This is a genomic window from Maridesulfovibrio sp. (genome assembly GCF_963666665.1).
Classification (GTDB): domain Bacteria; phylum Desulfobacterota; class Desulfovibrionia; order Desulfovibrionales; family Desulfovibrionaceae; genus Maridesulfovibrio.
Map to the genome: position 1 here is coordinate 1,481,398 of NZ_OY762999.1, position 18,355 is coordinate 1,499,752.

The window sequence follows — 18,355 nt, forward strand, 5'->3', positions numbered from 1 at the left end:
CAACTATTACAACATATTCACCGGATCAAGGTCCATGGTGATACGAATCTGCTTCTTATCTGGGTTGCGGCGTAATATCTGAGCATAGAGTTCTCTGGTCTTCATCCAGTCATCAGACTTAAGCAGACAGTTGAACCGTTTACGTCCACGCAACTGGGCCAGCGGTGCGGGGACAGGGCCCATAGCCATTATCCCGGACTCTTTTGCTGCCTCGCGAATCTGGCTGAAAAACTGAGGACAAAGGTGCTCGCCCTCCCAGCCCATAGGATGACTGATGCGGATAAGAGTCAGCTTGGTGAACGGCGGATAACGGAACCTGCGCCGCTTCTCAATTTCCTTTTCAAAAAAAGTCTTGTAGTCGGCGGAAGTAACCGCTCCCCATATCGGGTTCTGCGGGTTACGGGTCTGAATAATTACCTCACCCGGCTTCTCGCCTCGACCGGCACGACCAGACACCTGCACCAGAAGCTGAAAAGTCCGTTCTGCAGAACGATAATCAGGCAGGTTAAGACCGAGATCACCCTCGGAAACAACTACCAGCGTAACGCCGGGAAAGTTGTGCCCCTTGGAAAGCATCTGAGTACCGACCAGCACCTGCGCATCGCCACGGGCAAAACTTTTCAGAATTTCATCCAGCCGTTCCTGTCTGCGGGTGGAATCGCGATCCATACGCAAAATTTTCGTTTCCGGCGGCAATGCCTTGGCGACCTGCTCCTCAAGTCGCTCAGTACCGCCGCCAAGCGGCAGAAGATTGCTCCCGCCGCAGATAGAGCACGGCAAAGGGAAATGATAGGCATTGCCACAATAATGGCAGATTACCCGCTCACGGCCCTTATGGTAGGTCATGCTCACATTGCAATGCGGGCACTTGAACGGTTCTTCGCAATCAGTGCAATAAATAAGCGGAGAAAAGCCTCGGCGGTTGAGCATGACCACAGCCTGCTCTCCCTTGGCGACCACCTCTTTCAAACGAGCTTCTGTTTCCGGCGCAAAAGGTTGTTCTGGATTCTTAATGGCACTGGTATCCACAACCTTAACTGCCGGAAGCATGGATTTGCCGACCCGTTTCTCCATGGAAATAACTTCAAAAGCGCCCTGTTGCGCGGCGTGGAAGGTCTTGATATCCGGTGTTGCCGAACCGAGCACCAGCAGGCTTCCAGTCATATGAGCCAGCACGTATGCAACTTCCTTAGCCTGATATGGCAGACGTTCTTCCTGCTTGTAGGATTCGTCATGCTCTTCATCCACAATTATCAAGCCGGGGTTGCGCACCGGAAGAAATAGAGCCGAACGGGTCCCCACAATCAAAGCCGGACTGTCATCCTCAGCCAAGGCGCGAAAGATAGCTTCCTTACGCACCGGAGTCTGGTAGCCATGATAAAGATATTTGCGCGAATCAGGGAACAGCGGACAGATTCCGTTCCAAAGAGCGTAAGCAAGGGCTATCTCCGGAACCAGAACAACTACTGACTTGCCCTGCTCCATACATTTACGGGCCGCAGTCATATAAACGAGAGTCTTACCGCTCCCGGTAATCCCGTGCAGAAGTTTAACCGTACTCTTCGGCTCATCAAGAGCCGACAGCAATTCATCAATCGCTCCCTGTTGTTGCTCCGATGGTGTAAAATCCCATTTAGGACCAATGGCAGAACATTTCTCGGCAGGATTACGTTCTTCCTCCGGTGGAGGACCGATCTTAACCAGCGAATCGGAATGAAGCTTCTTGATCACTCCGGCGGTCCAATCACCCATAATATTTTTCAGGAAACCTTTTTCACGGGGACCGTTTTCAAAAATATACTCAAGAATCTGCAACTGGCGGGCAGCATTGGGCCGCACCGGCCACGGAGGATCGGAAGTAAGGCTGACGTATTCTTCCTTTTCTATAGCGGCAGGCAGGCTGACATCCATCCGCCCTTCATCATAAATTTCAACCAGCTTCATGCGCTTTTCAGCAGGCATGAGCCCGATATCGAGAGCCTTCAACCGTGCAGGGAAAGCCCGGTCTGCCACTTTGAAAGAAACTTTGGCACTGCGGAACCGCTTGGGAACAACATTTTCCAACACTTTGCCCAAGGGCTGCATCTGCCGGGCGCCAATGTTGCGATAAAGTTTAAAATGATTGGAATTCAGTAGCGGTTCGCGCTCAAGAGGCCAGATTATGGATTTAAGTTCCAAATTTTCCGGCGGTTCTTCAACTGTTTCAATGAGAAATGCCACACGCACAGAACGGCCCAAAGGCACGAGAACCCGCTGTCCTTCCATGAGCTTGGGAAGGTCGGCGGGTGCTTCGTAAGTATAAATTGAATATGGTGGGCTGGCGAGGCAGGCCTGCCAGAGTGTAGTCATTTTTATTCCGATTTATTGAGTCTGAGGCATTTCTTCAAAAATTCATACACCTGTCCGGAAGGTACTCCACATCCTTTGGATTTTTTAATCGCAGCCGGAGAAAATAACTCAGGAGCCATCTTCCTACGGATGCTTTTCCACTGGATATTAAAATCAAGGACATCTTCGCCCATTCTCAACTTTCCGGTATGGGGCAGCATAAAACCGGCAAACTTGGAATAAGTGCCGAAAATGATTTCCTGCTGCGGACCGAGAACTATCTTAAGCGGTGCAAAATTTTCATTATCAAACCAAATCTGGGGAGAACTGTCATCGCCCTGCTCCGCACCGAAAACAAAGGCCGGAGTATCATCATGGAAACCATAACTTTTCGTGGCATTGTTCACGCCGATGGACATCCAGTCGGAAACAGGATCATCAGGGGCCCATAACTGAAGCATGGAAACAGGTATTTCGGCAGCGGCAGGACATTGGGCAATGGTTTTGAAATACTGCCCGACAGATTTTGCCCCTGCGGTAGCATTGCTCCCAGCCTCGGAAAAAGTCTGCTGCCAATGATCATGACCGCGCTTAATAACGAGGGTTGTCCCCGGCTCTGCAGGGAAAGTCACTTCCGCTTCAAATGAACTCAATGCACCGTATTGCTGGTACATTGTATCATTTATGTCCTCATCAGACGGAAAAAAAGCCCTTGCCGGGCTGCTAATAAACAGACACACGGCAAGGACTGTAAGTATCACATAAGTATTTAAATTCTTTACGAACAAGACAAAAGCTCCCGCAATCTGGCTACAACGTCATCACGCAGCCCCTCGTCCTGAAGGGCGAAGTATATATTTGCGGTAAGATAATCCACCCAGTCCCCGGCGTCAAACCTTTGTCCGCGAAGTTTCACGGCCAGCAGTTTATTATCCTGAGCAAGACCCTGCAAGGCATCAGTGAGCTGGATTTCTCCACCTACACCGGGCTCAAGGCTTTCCAGATGATCAAAGATCTCAGGCAGCAGGACATAACGCCCGACGATTGCCAGCCTTGAAGGAGCCTGACCGATTGCCGGTTTTTCAACCAGAGAGCGGACCCGATACATTCCCGGAGCGAACTCTTCACCCTGAATAATGCCATAACGGTTAACCTTGCTCTCAGGAACTTCAATAACACCGACAACAGCCATATTTTCAGTACGGGCAGCATCGATGAGCTGCTTGATACCCGGCTCCATACCGAACATGAGGTCATCACCGACCATTACGGCAAAAGGATCGTTCTTGCAGACTTCCTTGGCGCAAAGAACTGCATGGCCGAGTCCAAGCTGTTTTTTCTGGCGCACGGAAATAATGTTAACCATCTCCGCAACCTTCCTCACTTCCGCAAGGGCTTCGGTCTTGCCGCCACGCTTAAGCACATCTTCGAGGGAGAGGTTATAGTCAAAGTGGTCTTCAATGATCTTCTTGTTCTGGTTATTTATAAAAATAACATCGGTCAGTCCGCTGGACATGGCCTCTTCCACCACATGCTGCACAACAGGCTTTTTGAAAATAGGCAGCATTTCCTTGGGAATGTTCTTGGTGGCAGGCAATGATCTTGTACCCCATCCAGCAACCGGAACAATAACTTTCTTGATGACCATTGATTACAATCTCCTTATGATATTCAGCGCTTAAACAGCAACTGAACTAATTATCAACGTAAATGCTCTTCCAATACTCCTGCAAGCTCGGAAGTATAAAGTTCAACTTTGGAACTGTCTTCCGCTTCAACCATAACTCTGGCTACGGATTCAGTCCCGGAATAACGAAGCAGAACACGTCCCTTTCCGGCCAGTTCCTGTTCAACCTGTTTGAGCGCTTCCTGCACGGCAGGAACTTCTTCAAAAGGCCTTTTCCGCTTCACGTGAACATTCTGTAATTTTTGCGGATAAAGTTCAAGTAGTCCGGAAAGTTCGGAAAGCGGCCTGTTCTTCACACACAGTATACGCAATAACTGTAAGGCTGCAAGCAGGCCATCGCCTGTGGTGCTGAATTCTTTGAAAATAAGATGACCGGACTGCTCTCCGCCGAGAATTGCTCCCTCGCGACGCATGGCCTCTACAACATAACGGTCACCGACCGGGGTACGCAGCAGGGTTCCGCCTCTTTCTTTCATGAAATTTTCCAGTGCCATGTTACTCATGACAGTAGCTACCAGCATATTATGATTAAGCTTACCGCGCTCCATCAGATCTGCAGCGCACATAGCCATAATCACGTCCCCATCAAGGACCTGACCTTTTTCATCAACGACAATCAGACGGTCAGCATCACCATCAAGCGCCAATCCGAGGTCAGCATGCTCCTCAACTACTCTCTGACCGAGAATGTCTGGGTAAAGTGAACCGCACTTATCATTGATGTTAAGACCGTTGGGCTTATCGCCTATACGCACAACTTCAGCCCCCAGCTCTTCAAACATATGCGCAAGGCTGTAGGCTGCACCATTAGCGCAATCCAAAACAAGCTTAACTCCATTCAGAGTCATATCCTGCGGGAAGCTGTACTTGAGATAGACAATGTAACGTCCACGGGCGTCTTCGATTTTGTATGCACGACCAACTTTCTCAGCCTGAGGATAATCCCACTGGGTATCCTTGGAAAGAACCATATCGGCAATCTCATCTTCAACCGCGTCTGGAAGTTTGTAGCCACAGGAGTCGAAAAATTTAATACCGTTATCCATAAACGGATTGTGAGAAGCTGAAATTACAATACCGATATCAGCGCGCATATTACGGGTCAAAAAAGAAACAGCCGGAGTCGGCATGGGACCGACCTGAAAGACATCCATTCCCATAGCGCAAAGACCGGAAGTCAAAGCAGATTCAAACACATAGCCCGAAAGGCGGGTATCTTTACCGATAATAACTTTGTGGCGCTGTTTTCCGTTCCTGAAATAAGAACCGGCCGCAAGGCCCATACGCAGGGCGACTTCAGCAGTCATAGGGAAAATATTAACCTGACCGCGCAGACCGTCAGTGCCAAACAAACGTTTACTCATCCATCTCTCCAAAAAAATGCAGGCCGTTCAGATTAACTACGGCTCCTGCCTCGCTATGGTTACAGTTATTGCTTCAGGTTTTCTCTTTGTTACTGAACAGCCTTTAGGCAAAGTAACTTCGTAAGGTACAACGTTATCTCCAACTGGAATAGTTGCATTCAAATCAATTGAAGCAGTAATCTCGTCTCTGAATCCTTTCTTCCTGAAAAAGGGCTTCGGCCCTTCCACAAGCAGCCTGACGTAATTCTGGCTGGCAGCAAAGTCAACATCATCAGGCCCTAAAATATATAGTGGCACCTTGACCCACATCTTTCCTGAACGGACCGCAAAATCAAGGCCCACGTTGACTAACCCCGGATTGGATTCCACAGTCTCCGGTAATTGCAGGGGAACTTCGCCGCGCCAGTTGCCCGGAGAATCCGTATCAAGCATGATACGCTGAGTTCTGACCTGATCAATTTTTTTCAATACAGAAGCAGGACCGCGCAGAGTTACTTCATCCGGTTCGGAATATTTCTTCTTCAATGTATAATCGCGGTGCAGTTCACCCTCCCATGTAGGAATAACCCCGACCCGCTTCTTCACAAACATATCCATGACCAGATTGATATGCGAGGGGCTGATCTCCACAACTTCAAGTGCACTACCCAGCCCCAGATTTTCCGGCACAATGTTTACCGGATTATTACCCACAACCAGATGTCCGGTATCAAGGGAATAGGCTACTTTCTTGGTATCAAGATTACGGATCAAACCTTTAGGACCGCGCAAACGCACCGCAACCTTACTAATCATACCTTCACGGATAATCATTCCCTGCGGAGGATTGATAATCTCCAACGGAAATTCCACCCATGTCTCAACAAGATCACGCCCGGTAACCAGATACCAGGTTAATAGGGCCATCATAACGGCCAATGCGGCTATTTTCCAGTGCTGTACTTTCATACCATCAAGTCAAAACGTTTTTCAAAACCCTTTTAAGGCGGACGATGTCAAGGCTGGTAGTCAACTTGCCACCAATAGCCACAGACATGGTTCCACGTTCCTCGGAAACAACAAGAGCAATGGCATCAGTTTCCTCACTGATACCTAAAGCCGCCCTGTGGCGGGTACCTATAGCACTCTGACGAGTCGAAACATGCGCCAGAGGCAGGATACAGGAAGCAGCAACGATCTTATTTGATTTTATGACCACAGCCCCGTCATGCAACGGAGTATCGGGCCAGAAAATATTTATAAGCAACTGTTTGCTGACCCGCCCATTAACCTCAACCCCCTTCTCGAGGATATCACCCAAGGGGACGTTTTTCTGGATAACCAGCAATGCTCCAATCTTCTGACGGGCCATGGAATCCATGGCTGTACAGATTTCATCGATAACCGCAATCTCAAAATCCTGCTTACGCCAAAAACGGCCTGCACCCATCTGGGCCAGACCTTTACGGATATCCCTCTGAAAAAGGATAATAATTACAAGAAAAATGGAACTCAGAAAATTGGTCAGCAGCCAGTTGAGGGTATAGAGACCGAAGACATCGGACAGGTAATATACAAGAAGAACAAGTAACAATCCCCAGATAACCGCGGCCGCACGAGTTCCGCGCACCAGCAGGATGATGTAGAAATAGACAATCGCCACCAGACCGATATCCAGCAGTTCTTTCCAGGAAATTTGAAAGCCTAGAAATTCAAACATCAATTATCTCCGCCGATCTCCTTCACTATCCTCAAAGTCTGGCTGGTCAGGCCGACTTCATGCACCCGGTGGATAGGTACTCCCCGGGCTGCAAGGACAGCTGTGGCAGCCTGAGTGGCATTCTGCCGCTCATCAGCCTCCAGTCCCAACAACTTGCCCCACAAAGACTTATTTGAAAGACCCATATAAATAGGAAATCCCAAATCCATAAATCGGTCAATCCTGCGTAAAATCTCAAGATTATGCTCTAGGGTCTTTCCAAATCCAATGCCGGGATCAAGCACTATACGATTTTCCGGTAAGCCTGATTTTATAAGTTTTTCAAGACTTTTTTCAAAAAAACTCAAAATATCTTCTATTACATTACCATAACTCGGCGACAATTGCATCTCTTCCGGGGTTCCCTGACTATGCATAAGGACGTATCCGGGCTTGAGGTCAGCAACAACATCAAGCAGGGCCGGGTCCTGGGCAAAGGCGGAAACATCATTCACTATTGCCGCCCCGGCTTCAACAGCCTGTCTGGCAACCTCGCTCTTCACGGTATCAACAGAGACGACATAATCGCGGCTTAGTTCACTGATAACAGGAATTACGCGCGACAGTTCATCCTCAAGAGAAACCGGATCTGCAAAAGGCCTTGTGCTTTCGCCGCCTACATCAAGAATATCCGCGCCCTGCTTTGCAAGCAGACGACCATGTTCAATGGCCTGCTGAAGATCATAGTTTTTTCCCCCGTCATAAAATGAATCAGGGGTAACATTAACAATACCGGCAATAAAAAAAGGGGCAGGGCCTAACACCCTGCCCCCCTTAACGGTCCATGAATAATTACGGGACATAAATCCTGATTCCTTATTCGGAACTCTTTTTATCTTCAGAAACCTTGGTCTCTTCAGCCTTAGCTTCTTCGACTTTATCTTCTTTCACTTCAGGCTCTTCAGATTCTTCTGAAAGCTTGAATTCATCTTTTTCTTCCAGCTGTTCATCAAAGGAGAAATCTCCATTATCCGCTTCCTCTTCTTTTCCAGGCTCGGAAACAGGAGTGTACCCGGATTTACCGGTAGAGCCGTAAGCACGTGCCGGAGAAGAAGGTTTAACCGGAGAGACTGCTTCAACAGGAGCAAGCTCGCCACCTTCCATGAGGGTGTCAATGTCATCACCGCTGATGGTCTCACGATCCAGAAGGGCATCGGAAACCTTGTGCAGCATATCCTCATTTTCACTGAGCAGTTTATTAGCTGTTTCATAAGCAGTGTCAATGATTCTTCTAACCTCGGAATCGATGAGGCGGGAAGTATCTTCACTGAAATCCTTATGCTGAACCAATTCCTTGCCGAGGAAGACCTGATCCTGACTTTCACCGAAGGTCATAGGACCGAGCTTCTCACTCATACCCCACTGGCAAACCATGGAACGGGCCATCTTGGTAGCACGTTCAATGTCATTGCTGGCACCGGTGGTAACCTGATCAAGAATCAGTTCTTCAGCTACACGTCCGCCGAGCAGCATTACCAGAGTGTCTTCGAGGTAAGCTTTATTGTAGTTATGGCGGTCATCCACAGGCAGCTGCTGGGTTACACCCAGAGCACGGCCACGTGGGATGATGGTAACCTTGTGTACTGGGTCGCAATTATCAAGCAGCTTGGCGATGAGAGCATGACCTGCTTCATGATAAGCAGTCGTTCTTTTATCTTCATCAGTAAGAATCAGGCTGCGGCGTTCACGACCCATGAGGACTTTGTCTTTGGCTTCTTCAAAATCAACCATCTTGACGTAGTCCTGATTGTTCTTTGCAGCATACAGTGCTGCTTCGTTAACAAGGTTTTCCAGATCAGCACCGGAAAAACCGGGGGTTCCGCGGGCAATAACATCAAGGTCAATTTCACCGGCAAGAGGAGTCTTACGGGTATGAACCTTGAGGATATGTGCACGGCCCTGAACATCAGGGGTAGGAACAACAACCTGACGGTCAAAACGACCGGGACGCAGCAGCGCTGGGTCGAGAACATCAGGTCTGTTTGTTGCAGCGATAAGGATAACACCTTCGTTGGACTCAAAACCGTCCATTTCAACCAGTAACTGGTTCAAAGTCTGTTCACGCTCATCATGTCCGCCGCCGAGGCCTGCGCCACGCTGACGACCAACTGCATCAATTTCATCAATAAAAATCAGGCAAGGTGCATTTTTCTTACCCTGTGCGAAAAGGTCACGCACACGGGAAGCACCAACACCGACAAACATTTCAACAAAGTCGGAACCGGAAATGGAGAAGAAAGGAACACCGGCTTCCCCGGCTACAGCGCGGGCAAGCAGAGTTTTACCGGTACCGGGGGGGCCCACCAGCAGAACACCCTTGGGAATACGTCCGCCGAGGCGGGTAAACTTCTTGGGTTCGCTGAGGAACTGAACAACCTCGGAAAGCTCTTCCTTGGCTTCATCAACACCGGCAACGTCTTCAAATGTGACTCTGGCGGTCTCTTCATTAATCATCCGCGCACGGGAACGCCCGAAAGACATGGCTCCGCCACGTCCTCCACCGCCCCCTTGCATTTGACGCATGAAGAAAATCCAAACCCCGACCAGAAGCAGCATTGGGAACCAGGATATGAACAAAGTCATATACCATGGAGCCTCTTCTTCCGGCTCTGCCACTACTTCAATTTTGTTTTTCAGCAGATGCTGAACAAGGGCCGGATCATCAGGGTTAAACGTGACAAAACGCTTGTCACCAACCATAACCCCGCTGATTTTCTGCCCCTGAATCTTAACTTGAAGGACTTCACCTTCATCGACCCTGCTCAAAAAGTCGGTGTAGGAAAGTTTGAGCTGGGAAGTCTGTGGCTGGTTAAACAGATTGAACAAAACAATCATCACCAGCATGATGGTTACCCAGACCAAGAGATTCTTGGCAAAACTATTCAAAGTCAATCTCCTTGGATATGCGCCCGGCCTGCCTAAACCTAATTAATATGAGGCAAGCATCGGACTGTATTTACATTTTTTCTTCAGTTTCAATCAGCTATTAATAAGGCTAATTTTGCAAAAGGCAAGTCATATTCAAAAATATTATTGTACTTGCGCTTTGCTATCAAAATTGTTAGCAAACTCTTCTTCGACGCGGAAGTGTATCGTAACCGGTGTTGCGCCTGGACTTCAAATCCAGTGGACGGGTTAACCCTCGTCGGTAGGTTCGACTCCTATACACTTCCGCCATTTCTTTTCGAAAAACAACTCTACCTCACAGCAATCTCACCGAGTTTTAAGCTCTACATTAAAATACTGCTCAGTATACTTTGCGACTATTGATTTCAGTACATCTGTTCGTTCAAGACCGTCAATGTCGACAAACCGGATTACAACTTCCATAAACCGATCAAGCAATTCTGGGTCGAAATGCGAACCGCGACCGTTCTCCATTATTTCCATACACTTAGAAAATGGAAACGGTTCTTTATAGGGACGTTTCGAGTGCAATGCGTCAAAAACATCCGCCAATGCAAAAATTCTGGCTCCCACAGGAATATCACTTCCCGATAGCCCTTGCGGATAGCCAGAGCCATCAAACTTTTCATGATGCCCAAATACAACGGGTTCCGCCTGAGCAAGCCAAACATGTTCCCTGACCACCTCCACACCATGGGCAACATGGGTCTTCATTACTTTCCACTCTTCATCATTTAATTTCCCAGGCTTAAGGAGAATGGAATCCGGGATTGCGATCTTTCCAACATCATGCAGAAAAGAACCAACAATGAGCGTACGAATCTCTGCCGCAGGCAAACTTATATGCTCTGCCATCATTATAGCCATGATGGTTACCCTGTAGTTATGGGCATCAGTATCACAATCCCTTTTAGCAATGGCAGCCCCCATAGAGACAAGCATACCGACATTAGCTTCGGTAAGGTGTGCGGAGAAGTTCAAAACCTTGCTCATCAATCTTAAAATGATCGGATAAAGAATCAGCGCCGTACCGAACACAGCAAAGACAATAACCCCTACAGAATAATACACCCTACTGAACATCTGGTTCTTTTTGGAATCTGGAAGCTGATACAGCCCCTCTAAAAAACCTACATCTCCATATTCCGGAGCATTGAGCAAACTAAAAACCTGAATATAAATTTTTTCATTCAATTCAAAATTACGACAAATAATTTCATCTTTTCTAAAAACATTCTTGGTATGAGTAGCAGCTCGCCGGTCAATTGCATCAATACCGGGTATGTAGGCCTCAGCAAGCTCTTCTTTTTCAGAAGTATACACTTCAATCAAAACAAAATCACTTACCTGTAAATCCTCTTTAAGATTAGCTTCGAGCTGCTTAATATTTTCTTTGGTAGGATTTTGAATCAGAGGCTGACTTTTCCTAATTGTCGACTTTACCTGTTCCAAAGCCAGTAACTCGACATCATGTATGACTGAACGCATTTCAAGCAGATAAGCGAGGGAACCGACAGCAACAGCCAGCAAAAGACTTACCCCCGCTAATCTATAAAGTATCTGTTTCTGAACCTGTTTGCTGCTTACAAACAGATCCTTATCGTTACCTTGAAATATTTGTGCAATACTTTTAATCAAGACAGCCTCCGCATTACGGTATTTTTCACCTATATTATTACATGGACAGTGATTTTTTTACCAATCATGATTACGTTTAATTACATCATAGCGAACACCAAGGTCCTTACAAAGATTTTCAATACCCAGAAGAATTAAGTTTTCTGACTCAGACCGACTCCGGACATCATCTGTCCCTTGCGCAATAATTCGGCTCTCATTTGAATTGATAGAGACAAGACTCCAAAACAGACTTATGATATTAAAGTAATCGTATACCCTTAATGCAAACAAACACTCTTAGTTAAAAAGAAGACATACCATGAATAGCGAGACAGCAGCCGGACACCCTCTCCATACTGGCATCGGAGTTATCGACAGTCAGCATCAAACCTTTTTCACTATTCTCGAAAGGATAAGAAAAAAACCTCTTGAAGATAACTCTTCCCATCTTTCAAGCTTATTAGAGAAAATACACCTTTACACACTCTATCATTTTGAATCTGAAGAGCGAATAATGGAAGAAGCAGGTGTTCCTAATCTGGATGAACACAAGAAAAATCATCAGGATTTTGGTGAGAAATTGGAAGAATTCAAATTGAAATGCATTGCAGAAGATGAAGACTTAGCGCAGGAAATGACAGATGCTTTAGAAAATTGGCTTGTTAACCACATTCAGAATACTGATAAACGTGACCTTGAATACGTAAAAAACAATTCTTAGCTTTTTTACTCTCCAGAATCAAAAAGGCCGGAAGACTTGTAGAATTCAACTACAAATCTTCCGGCTTTTAATATTACTACATAAAATACAGCTTATTTCTTAAGCCAAGCCTTAAGCTCAGTAATCTGAGCCTCTACGGATTCCGGTCCGGTACTACCGGGTGATACCCTGCGTCTGACAGCTGCTTCGTAAGAGAGAACTTCAAAAACATCTTCTTCGATTTTATCAGAGAAGGTCTTCAATTCTTCAAGGCTCATATCCTCAAGCCCCCTGCTTTCCGCTTCCGCTTTTGCAACAGCTGAACCGGTAATGTGGTGAGCTTCACGGAAAGGAATGCCCTTACCCACGAGATAATCAGCCAGCTCAGTAGCATTCAGGAAACCTTTTTTGAGGGCTGATTCCATATTTGCGGAGTTAAAGCCCATGGCATCCATCATATCAGCCATGATAACCACGGAAGCATGCACTGTTTTATCACAATCAAAGAAAGGCTCTTTGTCTTCCTGCATGTCGCGGTTATAAGCCAGCGGCAATCCCTTACAGGTGGTCATCAACGAGAAAAGATCGCCATAAACACGTCCGGTTTTGCCGCGCATGAGTTCACATACGTCAGGGTTTTTCTTCTGGGGCATGATGGATGATCCGGTGGAAAATTCATCAGGCAGCTTGATAAAACCGAAACAGGGGTTGGCCCAAATGATAAGTTCTTCACAGATACGGCTCAAGTGGGTCATGATCAGGCTTCCGGTAAACATGGCTTCCATTACGAAGTCACGGTCGGAAACAGCATCGAGGCTGTTGCGGAAGGTATCTTCCATGCCGAGATACTTTGCAGAAGTCGCAGGCTTGAGCGGATAAGTGGTGCCTGCAAGAGCGGCAGCACCCAGCGGGCATACATTTGCTCTGTTGATGCAATCAACCACCCTGCTGTGGTCGCGCTTAAACATCCATGCATAGGCCAGCATGTGGTGTGCGAGACTTACAGGCTGTGCGGGCTGAAGGTGTGTGTAACCGGGAAGCAGAACTTCCCTATTTGCATCAGCCTTGGCAGTGAAAGATGCGATCAATTTTTCGAGAGCGGTTTTCCATGCTTCCAAAGAACGGAGCACGTGCAGACGGAAATCAGTGGCAACCTGATCGTTACGGCTGCGGCCTGTGTGCAGTTTGCCGCCCACAGGTCCGACAATGTCAGTCAGCCTGCTTTCGATATTCATATGGAGATCTTCCATCTCCTTTTTCCATTCAAATTTGCCGGATTCAATTTCTTCCAGCACCTGATCAAGTCCTTTGACCAGAGTTTCGGCTTCTTCAGCGGTCAACACGCCCTGCTCTGCGAGCATCTTGGCGTGGGCCTGAGAGCCGGAAATATCTTCGCGGTACAAATTCTGGTCGTAGCTTACGGATTCAGTGTAATCTTCAACAGACTGCGCGGTCTTGGCAGCAAATCTGCCGCCCCATAATTTATTATCTGCCATGGTAAAATAGATGCGCTACGCGCTTTTGATCTGGGATTTAGAAAAAATCCCGGACGAACTCGCGTCCGTCCGGGCAATTAGAGACATTACTAATCTACGTCAGCGACGTCAGATTCTTTGATCCACTCGGAGCCGGAAGAAGTTTTGCCTTTGAGACGCAGACCTACCAGCTTGATAAAGCCTTCAGCGTCTTTCTGGTTGTATACTTCGTCTTCTTCGAAGGTAGCGAGATCTTCACGGTACAAAGAGTAAGGAGACTTACGGCCTTCGGGAATTGCATTACCCTTGTAGAGCTTCAGTCTTACAGTACCGGTTACGGTCTTCTGGGTTTCATCAATCATGGCCTGCAACGCGATACGCTCAGGAGCAAACCAGAAACCGTTGTAGATCATCTCAGCATATTTGGGGATCAAGCTGTCACGCAGGTGCATGACTTCGCGGTCCATGCAAAGACCTTCAAGGTCGCGGTGCGCGATATGCATGATGGTTCCACCGGGGGTTTCGTACACGCCACGGGACTTCATGCCCACGAAACGGTTCTCAACCATATCCACACGACCGATACCGTGCTTGCCGCCCAGCTCGTTGAGTTTTTCAATAAGAGCTGCCGGAGAATACTTGGTACCGTTGATTGCTACAGGATCACCCTTTTCGAAATCAATGGTGATGATTTCAGCTTCATCCGGTGCTTTCTCAATGGGACGGCAGTAACGGTAAGATTCCGGAGACGGAGCATTCCAAGGATCTTCAAGCTCAGCACCTTCAAAGCTGACATGGAGCATATTGGCATCCATGGACCAAGGCTTTTTACGGGTGTTGGGAATCTCGATATCATTCTCTTCTGCAAATTTCATGAGATCGGTACGGGACTTGAGATCCCATTCACGCCAAGGAGCGATGTGCTTGAGCTTGGGGTTCATGCCCATTCCGCCCAGTTCGAAACGAACCTGGTCGTTACCTTTACCGGTTGCACCGTGGGCCAGAGCCTGTGCTCCTTCCATTTCCGCAATCTCAACCATTCTCTTGGCAATCAGCGGACGTGCAATGGAAGTTCCGAGCAGGTAGCGACCTTCATAGATGGCACCGGCACGGAAAGCGGGAAAAATGAAATCACGTGCGAATTCTTCACGCAGGTCTTCTACGAAAGCCTTGGTTGCTCCGGTCCTGAGAGCTTTTTCCTCAATACCGTCAAGCTCCTCACCCTGACCGAGGTCGGCAGTAAGGGTAATAACTTCGCAGTCGTACTCCTGCTTGATCCATTTCAGGATGATGGAGGTATCCAGACCTCCAGAATATGCCAATACTACTTTTTCAATTTTACTCATTTTATAAATCCTTAAAAATATAATTATTCTTACTCAATAGTATGCATGTGCGGAACAGCCTGCACAGGGCCGAGCAGTTTTTCAACAGCATCATAATCAACTTCGATACCGTTAACTGCCCATTCGAGGATAGCTTTCTGCATATGCAGTCTGTTTTCAGCCTGATCAAAAATGATTGATCTGGGGCCGTCGAGAACTTCAGCTGTAACTTCCTCTCCGCGGTGTGCGGGCAGGCAATGCATTACTTTACAATCAGGATCTGCATGCTTGAGCAGCTCATCATTTACCTGATAAGCGGCAAAAGCGAGTTCACGCTTTTTCTGCTCTTCTTCCTGCCCCATGGAGGCAAAAACATCGGTATTGACGTAGTGTGCGCCTTTAACCGCTTCAACCGGATCATAGCTCAGGTTGATCTTTGCACCCATGGACAATGCACGGGAAAGAATGTCGTGGTCAGGCTCATATCCCTTGGGGAATGCCAGAGTCAGGTAGAAAGGAAAGTAAATGGCCGCATTAATCCATGAATGAGCCATGTTGTTTCCGTCACCGACCCATGCCACGTGGACTTTCGAAAGATCGGGAGTTCTTTCGTAGATAGTCAGCATATCGCTCAACACCTGACAAGGATGATATCTGTCAGTCAGGGCATTGATGACCGGAACAGAACCGTGCTCAGCAAGGGTACGAACCTTGTCCTGACCGAAAGTACGGACAACAAGCGCATCCGCATAGCGGGAAAGAACCTGTGCGGTATCTTCCAGCGGTTCACTTCTGCCGAGCTGGGATTCAGCAGGGGTCATAAAAATAGAATGGCCGCCGAGCTGTTCGATAGCAACGTCAAAGGAAACGCGTGTACGGGTAGAAGCTTTTTCAAAAATCATGATAACGGTTTTCCCTTCAAGGGCGTTATTCCTGATTTTATTATCTTTCAGCTCTTTTGCGCGAAGCAGGAGCTGGCCGAGTTCTGAACGGGGAACATCATTGATTTTGAGAAGATGTCTGATCATCGTAAAACTCCAGATATATTTGAGGTGAGCCTTAACTGACAATGAAAAATTGCAATCGGGAATTATTGCCTATAAGACCCGCCATTGTAAACCATAAAAACATGGCAATGGTCTAAGAATGAGTACAAAAACGGGGTTTGCTCATGCGCAGCATATGGACGATCCCGGACGGGACCATGCTGCAAAGGAACGGGTTGGCTTTCAAACTATTGCCAACCCAAGATTCGCTGTCGAACCTCAGGAGATACGGAGTCAACAGCAGTGTCAGTAAGGGCATACATTTCAAGACCGTGATCATACCCGGCAAGGTGCAGAAGCGCATGCGCAAGCAACCTTACAGTATGCTCTTCCGGCTGCTGGCCGTAGAGACGGGTTTCACGGGCAAGTGTATCCACAGACAAAACTATCTCTCCTAAAAAACTGTTCTTTTCCAGATCAGGTGTCTCGGAAAAGGGGAAACTGAGCACATTGGTCGGCCCTACGCATCCCAAAAATTCTTCGTTAACTTCTGCAATAGCAGCATCATTGACTATTTTCAGATCAAAGTCAAAACCTTCCAACCCAAGAACATTAAGCAACAGGTCCGCCATGCGCAGCAATTCCCTTTTTGCAAGGGGAAAATTTGCATCAGGCAAACACTCCATACTCAAGTTCACACCCATTACTTACCACCCCTGCACTCGTAGGAATCGTAAGCTTTAACAATCCGGGCCACCAGCGGATGGCGGATAACATCGGAATCCTCAAACTTAATGAAGCTGATTCCGCGTACATCGTGAAGGATATTAATGGCATCCACCAGTCCCGAAGGTTCACGGTTGGGCAGGTCAATCTGGGTGATATCCCCGGTAACAACTGCTTTGGAACCAAATCCCAGACGAGTGATGAACATCTTCATCTGCTCGGGAGTAGTATTCTGGGCTTCATCAAGAATGACAAAGGCATTGGAAAGGGTCCGCCCGCGCATAAAGGCCAACGGTGCGATTTCAATGACATTTTCTTCAATCATATCCTGCACCTTAGCCACATCGAGCATATCATACAGGGCGTCATAAAGAGGACGCATATAAGGATTGACCTTATCCACGAGGTCGCCGGGCAGGAAGCCCAGTTTTTCCCCGGCTTCTACAGCAGGACGGGTAAGGATGATCCTTTTTACCTCTTTGCGCTGCAAGGCATAAACGGCCATGGCTACGGCAAGATAGGTTTTACCTGTTCCTGCAGGACCGACAGAGAAAACCATATCATTTTCGCGGATGGCAGAAAAATAAGCACGCTGGGTCAGGGTTCTTGGAGTGAGCGTCTTTCTGGGTGAAACCGCAAAAAGCTCGTCACGAAAAATTTTGATCAGATCGGCCTTCGGATCACGGCAGAGAATACGGTAAGCGGCTTCCACATCCTGCGGAAAGACCTCCTTACCAGATTTAAGCAACTTATACAGCTGGGTAAATGACTTTGCCACCGGGTCGATAAGTTCTTCATTTTCAGAAATAAGCTGCAGGGAATTCCCCCTGCTCTCTATCCTGACACCGGACTGGCGTGCGATTAGATCAAGATTTGAATTCTGAGCACCGAACAGCACGCTGGCCAGTCCTACATCATCAAATTCAAGTTTAACCCTAAATGTTTGTTTATCTGCCATTAATTATTTCCCGTTCTTTTTTTGAAAGATGGAATACGGCAGGACGGGCTAAGATGCAACAGATTAAAAACAAGTTTAAAATTATGATCCAAGCAGGTCATCTATAGCGGCCAAAATAGCAGTAGCATTAAAAGGTTTAGTGAAAGTGTATTTCACCCCAAACATTTTAATCCAATCAAGCGAATCATAATTTGCTGAAGAACTTCCTCCGGATACTGCGATAATTTTTATATCCGGGTTTTCCTTCATCAATTCCCTGACAGTCTGTACGCCTTCTTTTTCCGGCATAAAAATATCTGTGATAACCAAATCGATCAGATTACGGTCGTCCCCCTTTACAGCCTTGACTCCATCTTCGGCTTCCGTAACAAGGTGCCCTTCTTTCTCAAGCATTGCTTTAAGAACCTGACGTGAAATTGGATCATCATCTACGACGAGAATCCGGGGCATAAAAAAATCTCCTTAACTTCCCAAAATAATTACTCAGATCAAAAACAGATAATTGTTGCAGGCATCACTCCACAACTATCATGCTAGGAAT

General features: G+C 47.3%; 16 protein-coding genes and 1 tRNA gene. 2 read left to right on the forward strand and 15 right to left on the reverse strand.

The window, feature by feature from the left end; translation table 11 throughout:
- Nucleotides 1-6 precede the first annotated feature (6 nt).
- The 8 genes from priA to ftsH form a co-directional block, all read right to left on the reverse strand.
- Nucleotides 7-2,349, reverse strand: coding sequence for a primosomal protein N' (gene priA / locus ACKU40_RS06660; RefSeq protein WP_320175733.1), 2,343 nt, complete (start codon nt 2,347-2,349; stop codon nt 7-9).
- Nucleotides 2,350-2,351: 2 nt separating this feature from the next.
- Nucleotides 2,352-3,002, reverse strand: a complete 651-nt coding sequence (locus ACKU40_RS06665) for a hypothetical protein (RefSeq protein WP_320175734.1) — start codon at nt 3,000-3,002, stop codon at nt 2,352-2,354.
- Nucleotides 3,003-3,106: 104 nt separating this feature from the next.
- Nucleotides 3,107-3,976 carry a UTP--glucose-1-phosphate uridylyltransferase GalU gene (gene galU, locus ACKU40_RS06670; protein WP_320175735.1) on the reverse strand — a complete coding sequence of 290 codons (870 nt, stop codon included), beginning with the start codon at nt 3,974-3,976 and terminating at the stop codon, nt 3,107-3,109.
- Nucleotides 3,977-4,029: 53 nt separating this feature from the next.
- Entirely contained in the window at nt 4,030-5,379 is a 1,350-nt protein-coding gene (gene glmM / locus ACKU40_RS06675) for a phosphoglucosamine mutase (RefSeq protein ID WP_320175736.1), read from the reverse strand.
- Between the two features lie 36 nt (nt 5,380-5,415).
- The gene (locus ACKU40_RS06680; RefSeq protein WP_320175737.1) at nt 5,416-6,327 is read right to left on the reverse strand and encodes a CdaR family protein; all 912 of its coding nucleotides are present in this window, start codon (nt 6,325-6,327) and stop codon (nt 5,416-5,418) included.
- Nucleotides 6,328-6,331: 4 nt separating this feature from the next.
- The gene (gene cdaA / locus ACKU40_RS06685; RefSeq protein WP_320175738.1) at nt 6,332-7,078 is read right to left on the reverse strand and encodes a diadenylate cyclase CdaA; all 747 of its coding nucleotides are present in this window, start codon (nt 7,076-7,078) and stop codon (nt 6,332-6,334) included.
- Nucleotides 7,078-7,920, reverse strand: coding sequence for a dihydropteroate synthase (folP, locus tag ACKU40_RS06690; protein ID WP_320175739.1), 843 nt, complete (start codon nt 7,918-7,920; stop codon nt 7,078-7,080). The genes cdaA and folP overlap by 1 nt, the downstream gene beginning before the upstream one ends.
- Before the next feature lie 13 nt (nt 7,921-7,933).
- Nucleotides 7,934-10,003, reverse strand: coding sequence for an ATP-dependent zinc metalloprotease FtsH (gene ftsH / locus ACKU40_RS06695; protein WP_320175740.1), 2,070 nt, complete (start codon nt 10,001-10,003; stop codon nt 7,934-7,936).
- 197 nt (nt 10,004-10,200) lie between these two features.
- Here ftsH and ACKU40_RS06700 point away from each other — a divergent pair.
- Nucleotides 10,201-10,294, forward strand: a tRNA-Sec gene (locus ACKU40_RS06700).
- A gap of 36 nt (nt 10,295-10,330) precedes the next feature.
- On the opposite strand, the gene ACKU40_RS06705 is transcribed toward ACKU40_RS06700, so the two are convergent.
- Nucleotides 10,331-11,662 carry an HD-GYP domain-containing protein gene (locus ACKU40_RS06705; RefSeq protein WP_320175741.1) on the reverse strand — a complete coding sequence of 444 codons (1,332 nt, stop codon included), beginning with the start codon at nt 11,660-11,662 and terminating at the stop codon, nt 10,331-10,333.
- Between the two features lie 301 nt (nt 11,663-11,963).
- On the opposite strand from ACKU40_RS06705, the gene ACKU40_RS06710 reads away from it, so the two are divergent.
- Nucleotides 11,964-12,365 (forward strand): hemerythrin family protein, encoded by a 402-nt coding sequence (locus ACKU40_RS06710; protein ID WP_320175742.1) that lies wholly within the window; start codon nt 11,964-11,966, stop codon nt 12,363-12,365.
- A 92-nt stretch (nt 12,366-12,457) separates the two neighbouring features.
- Here ACKU40_RS06710 and argH read toward each other — a convergent pair whose 3' ends face one another.
- From argH to ACKU40_RS06740, 6 genes are all read right to left on the reverse strand, one after another.
- Nucleotides 12,458-13,840, reverse strand: a complete 1,383-nt coding sequence (gene argH, locus ACKU40_RS06715; protein ID WP_320175743.1) for an argininosuccinate lyase — start codon at nt 13,838-13,840, stop codon at nt 12,458-12,460.
- Between the two features lie 89 nt (nt 13,841-13,929).
- Entirely contained in the window at nt 13,930-15,165 is a 1,236-nt protein-coding gene (locus ACKU40_RS06720) for an argininosuccinate synthase (protein WP_320175744.1), read from the reverse strand.
- A 29-nt stretch (nt 15,166-15,194) separates the two neighbouring features.
- Nucleotides 15,195-16,172 carry an ornithine carbamoyltransferase gene (gene argF, locus ACKU40_RS06725; RefSeq protein ID WP_320175745.1) on the reverse strand — a complete coding sequence of 326 codons (978 nt, stop codon included), beginning with the start codon at nt 16,170-16,172 and terminating at the stop codon, nt 15,195-15,197.
- Between the two features lie 206 nt (nt 16,173-16,378).
- Complete coding sequence (gene ybeY / locus ACKU40_RS06730; RefSeq protein WP_320175746.1) at nt 16,379-16,834, reverse strand: rRNA maturation RNase YbeY; 456 nt, start codon at nt 16,832-16,834, stop codon at nt 16,379-16,381.
- Nucleotides 16,834-17,814, reverse strand: a complete 981-nt coding sequence (locus ACKU40_RS06735; RefSeq protein ID WP_320175747.1) for a PhoH family protein — start codon at nt 17,812-17,814, stop codon at nt 16,834-16,836. Before ACKU40_RS06735 ends, ybeY begins: the two co-directional genes overlap by 1 nt.
- Before the next feature lie 81 nt (nt 17,815-17,895).
- The gene (locus ACKU40_RS06740) at nt 17,896-18,264 is read right to left on the reverse strand and encodes a response regulator (RefSeq protein ID WP_320175748.1); all 369 of its coding nucleotides are present in this window, start codon (nt 18,262-18,264) and stop codon (nt 17,896-17,898) included.
- Between the last annotated feature and the right edge of the window lie 91 nt (nt 18,265-18,355).

What these genes read in the sequence shown, in the direction of transcription:
- ybeY (WP_320175746.1), bottom strand. Translation starts at nt 16,834, where the DNA reads ATGGGTGTGAACTTGAGTATGGAGTGTTTGCCTGATGCAAATTTTCCC.
- argH (WP_320175743.1), bottom strand. Translation starts at nt 13,840, where the DNA reads ATGGCAGATAATAAATTATGGGGCGGCAGATTTGCTGCCAAGACCGCG.
- ACKU40_RS06710 (WP_320175742.1), top strand. Translation starts at nt 11,964, where the DNA reads ATGAATAGCGAGACAGCAGCCGGACACCCTCTCCATACTGGCATCGGA.
- ACKU40_RS06740 (WP_320175748.1), bottom strand. Translation starts at nt 18,264, where the DNA reads ATGCCCCGGATTCTCGTCGTAGATGATGATCCAATTTCACGTCAGGTT.
- folP (WP_320175739.1), bottom strand. Translation starts at nt 7,920, where the DNA reads ATGTCCCGTAATTATTCATGGACCGTTAAGGGGGGCAGGGTGTTAGGC.
- argF (WP_320175745.1), bottom strand. Translation starts at nt 16,172, where the DNA reads ATGATCAGACATCTTCTCAAAATCAATGATGTTCCCCGTTCAGAACTC.
- galU (WP_320175735.1), bottom strand. Translation starts at nt 3,976, where the DNA reads ATGGTCATCAAGAAAGTTATTGTTCCGGTTGCTGGATGGGGTACAAGA.
- ACKU40_RS06665 (WP_320175734.1), bottom strand. Translation starts at nt 3,002, where the DNA reads ATGTACCAGCAATACGGTGCATTGAGTTCATTTGAAGCGGAAGTGACT.
- priA (WP_320175733.1), bottom strand. Translation starts at nt 2,349, where the DNA reads ATGACTACACTCTGGCAGGCCTGCCTCGCCAGCCCACCATATTCAATT.
- glmM (WP_320175736.1), bottom strand. Translation starts at nt 5,379, where the DNA reads ATGAGTAAACGTTTGTTTGGCACTGACGGTCTGCGCGGTCAGGTTAAT.
- ACKU40_RS06680 (WP_320175737.1), bottom strand. Translation starts at nt 6,327, where the DNA reads ATGAAAGTACAGCACTGGAAAATAGCCGCATTGGCCGTTATGATGGCC.
- ACKU40_RS06720 (WP_320175744.1), bottom strand. Translation starts at nt 15,165, where the DNA reads ATGAGTAAAATTGAAAAAGTAGTATTGGCATATTCTGGAGGTCTGGAT.
- cdaA (WP_320175738.1), bottom strand. Translation starts at nt 7,078, where the DNA reads ATGTTTGAATTTCTAGGCTTTCAAATTTCCTGGAAAGAACTGCTGGAT.
- ACKU40_RS06735 (WP_320175747.1), bottom strand. Translation starts at nt 17,814, where the DNA reads ATGGCAGATAAACAAACATTTAGGGTTAAACTTGAATTTGATGATGTA.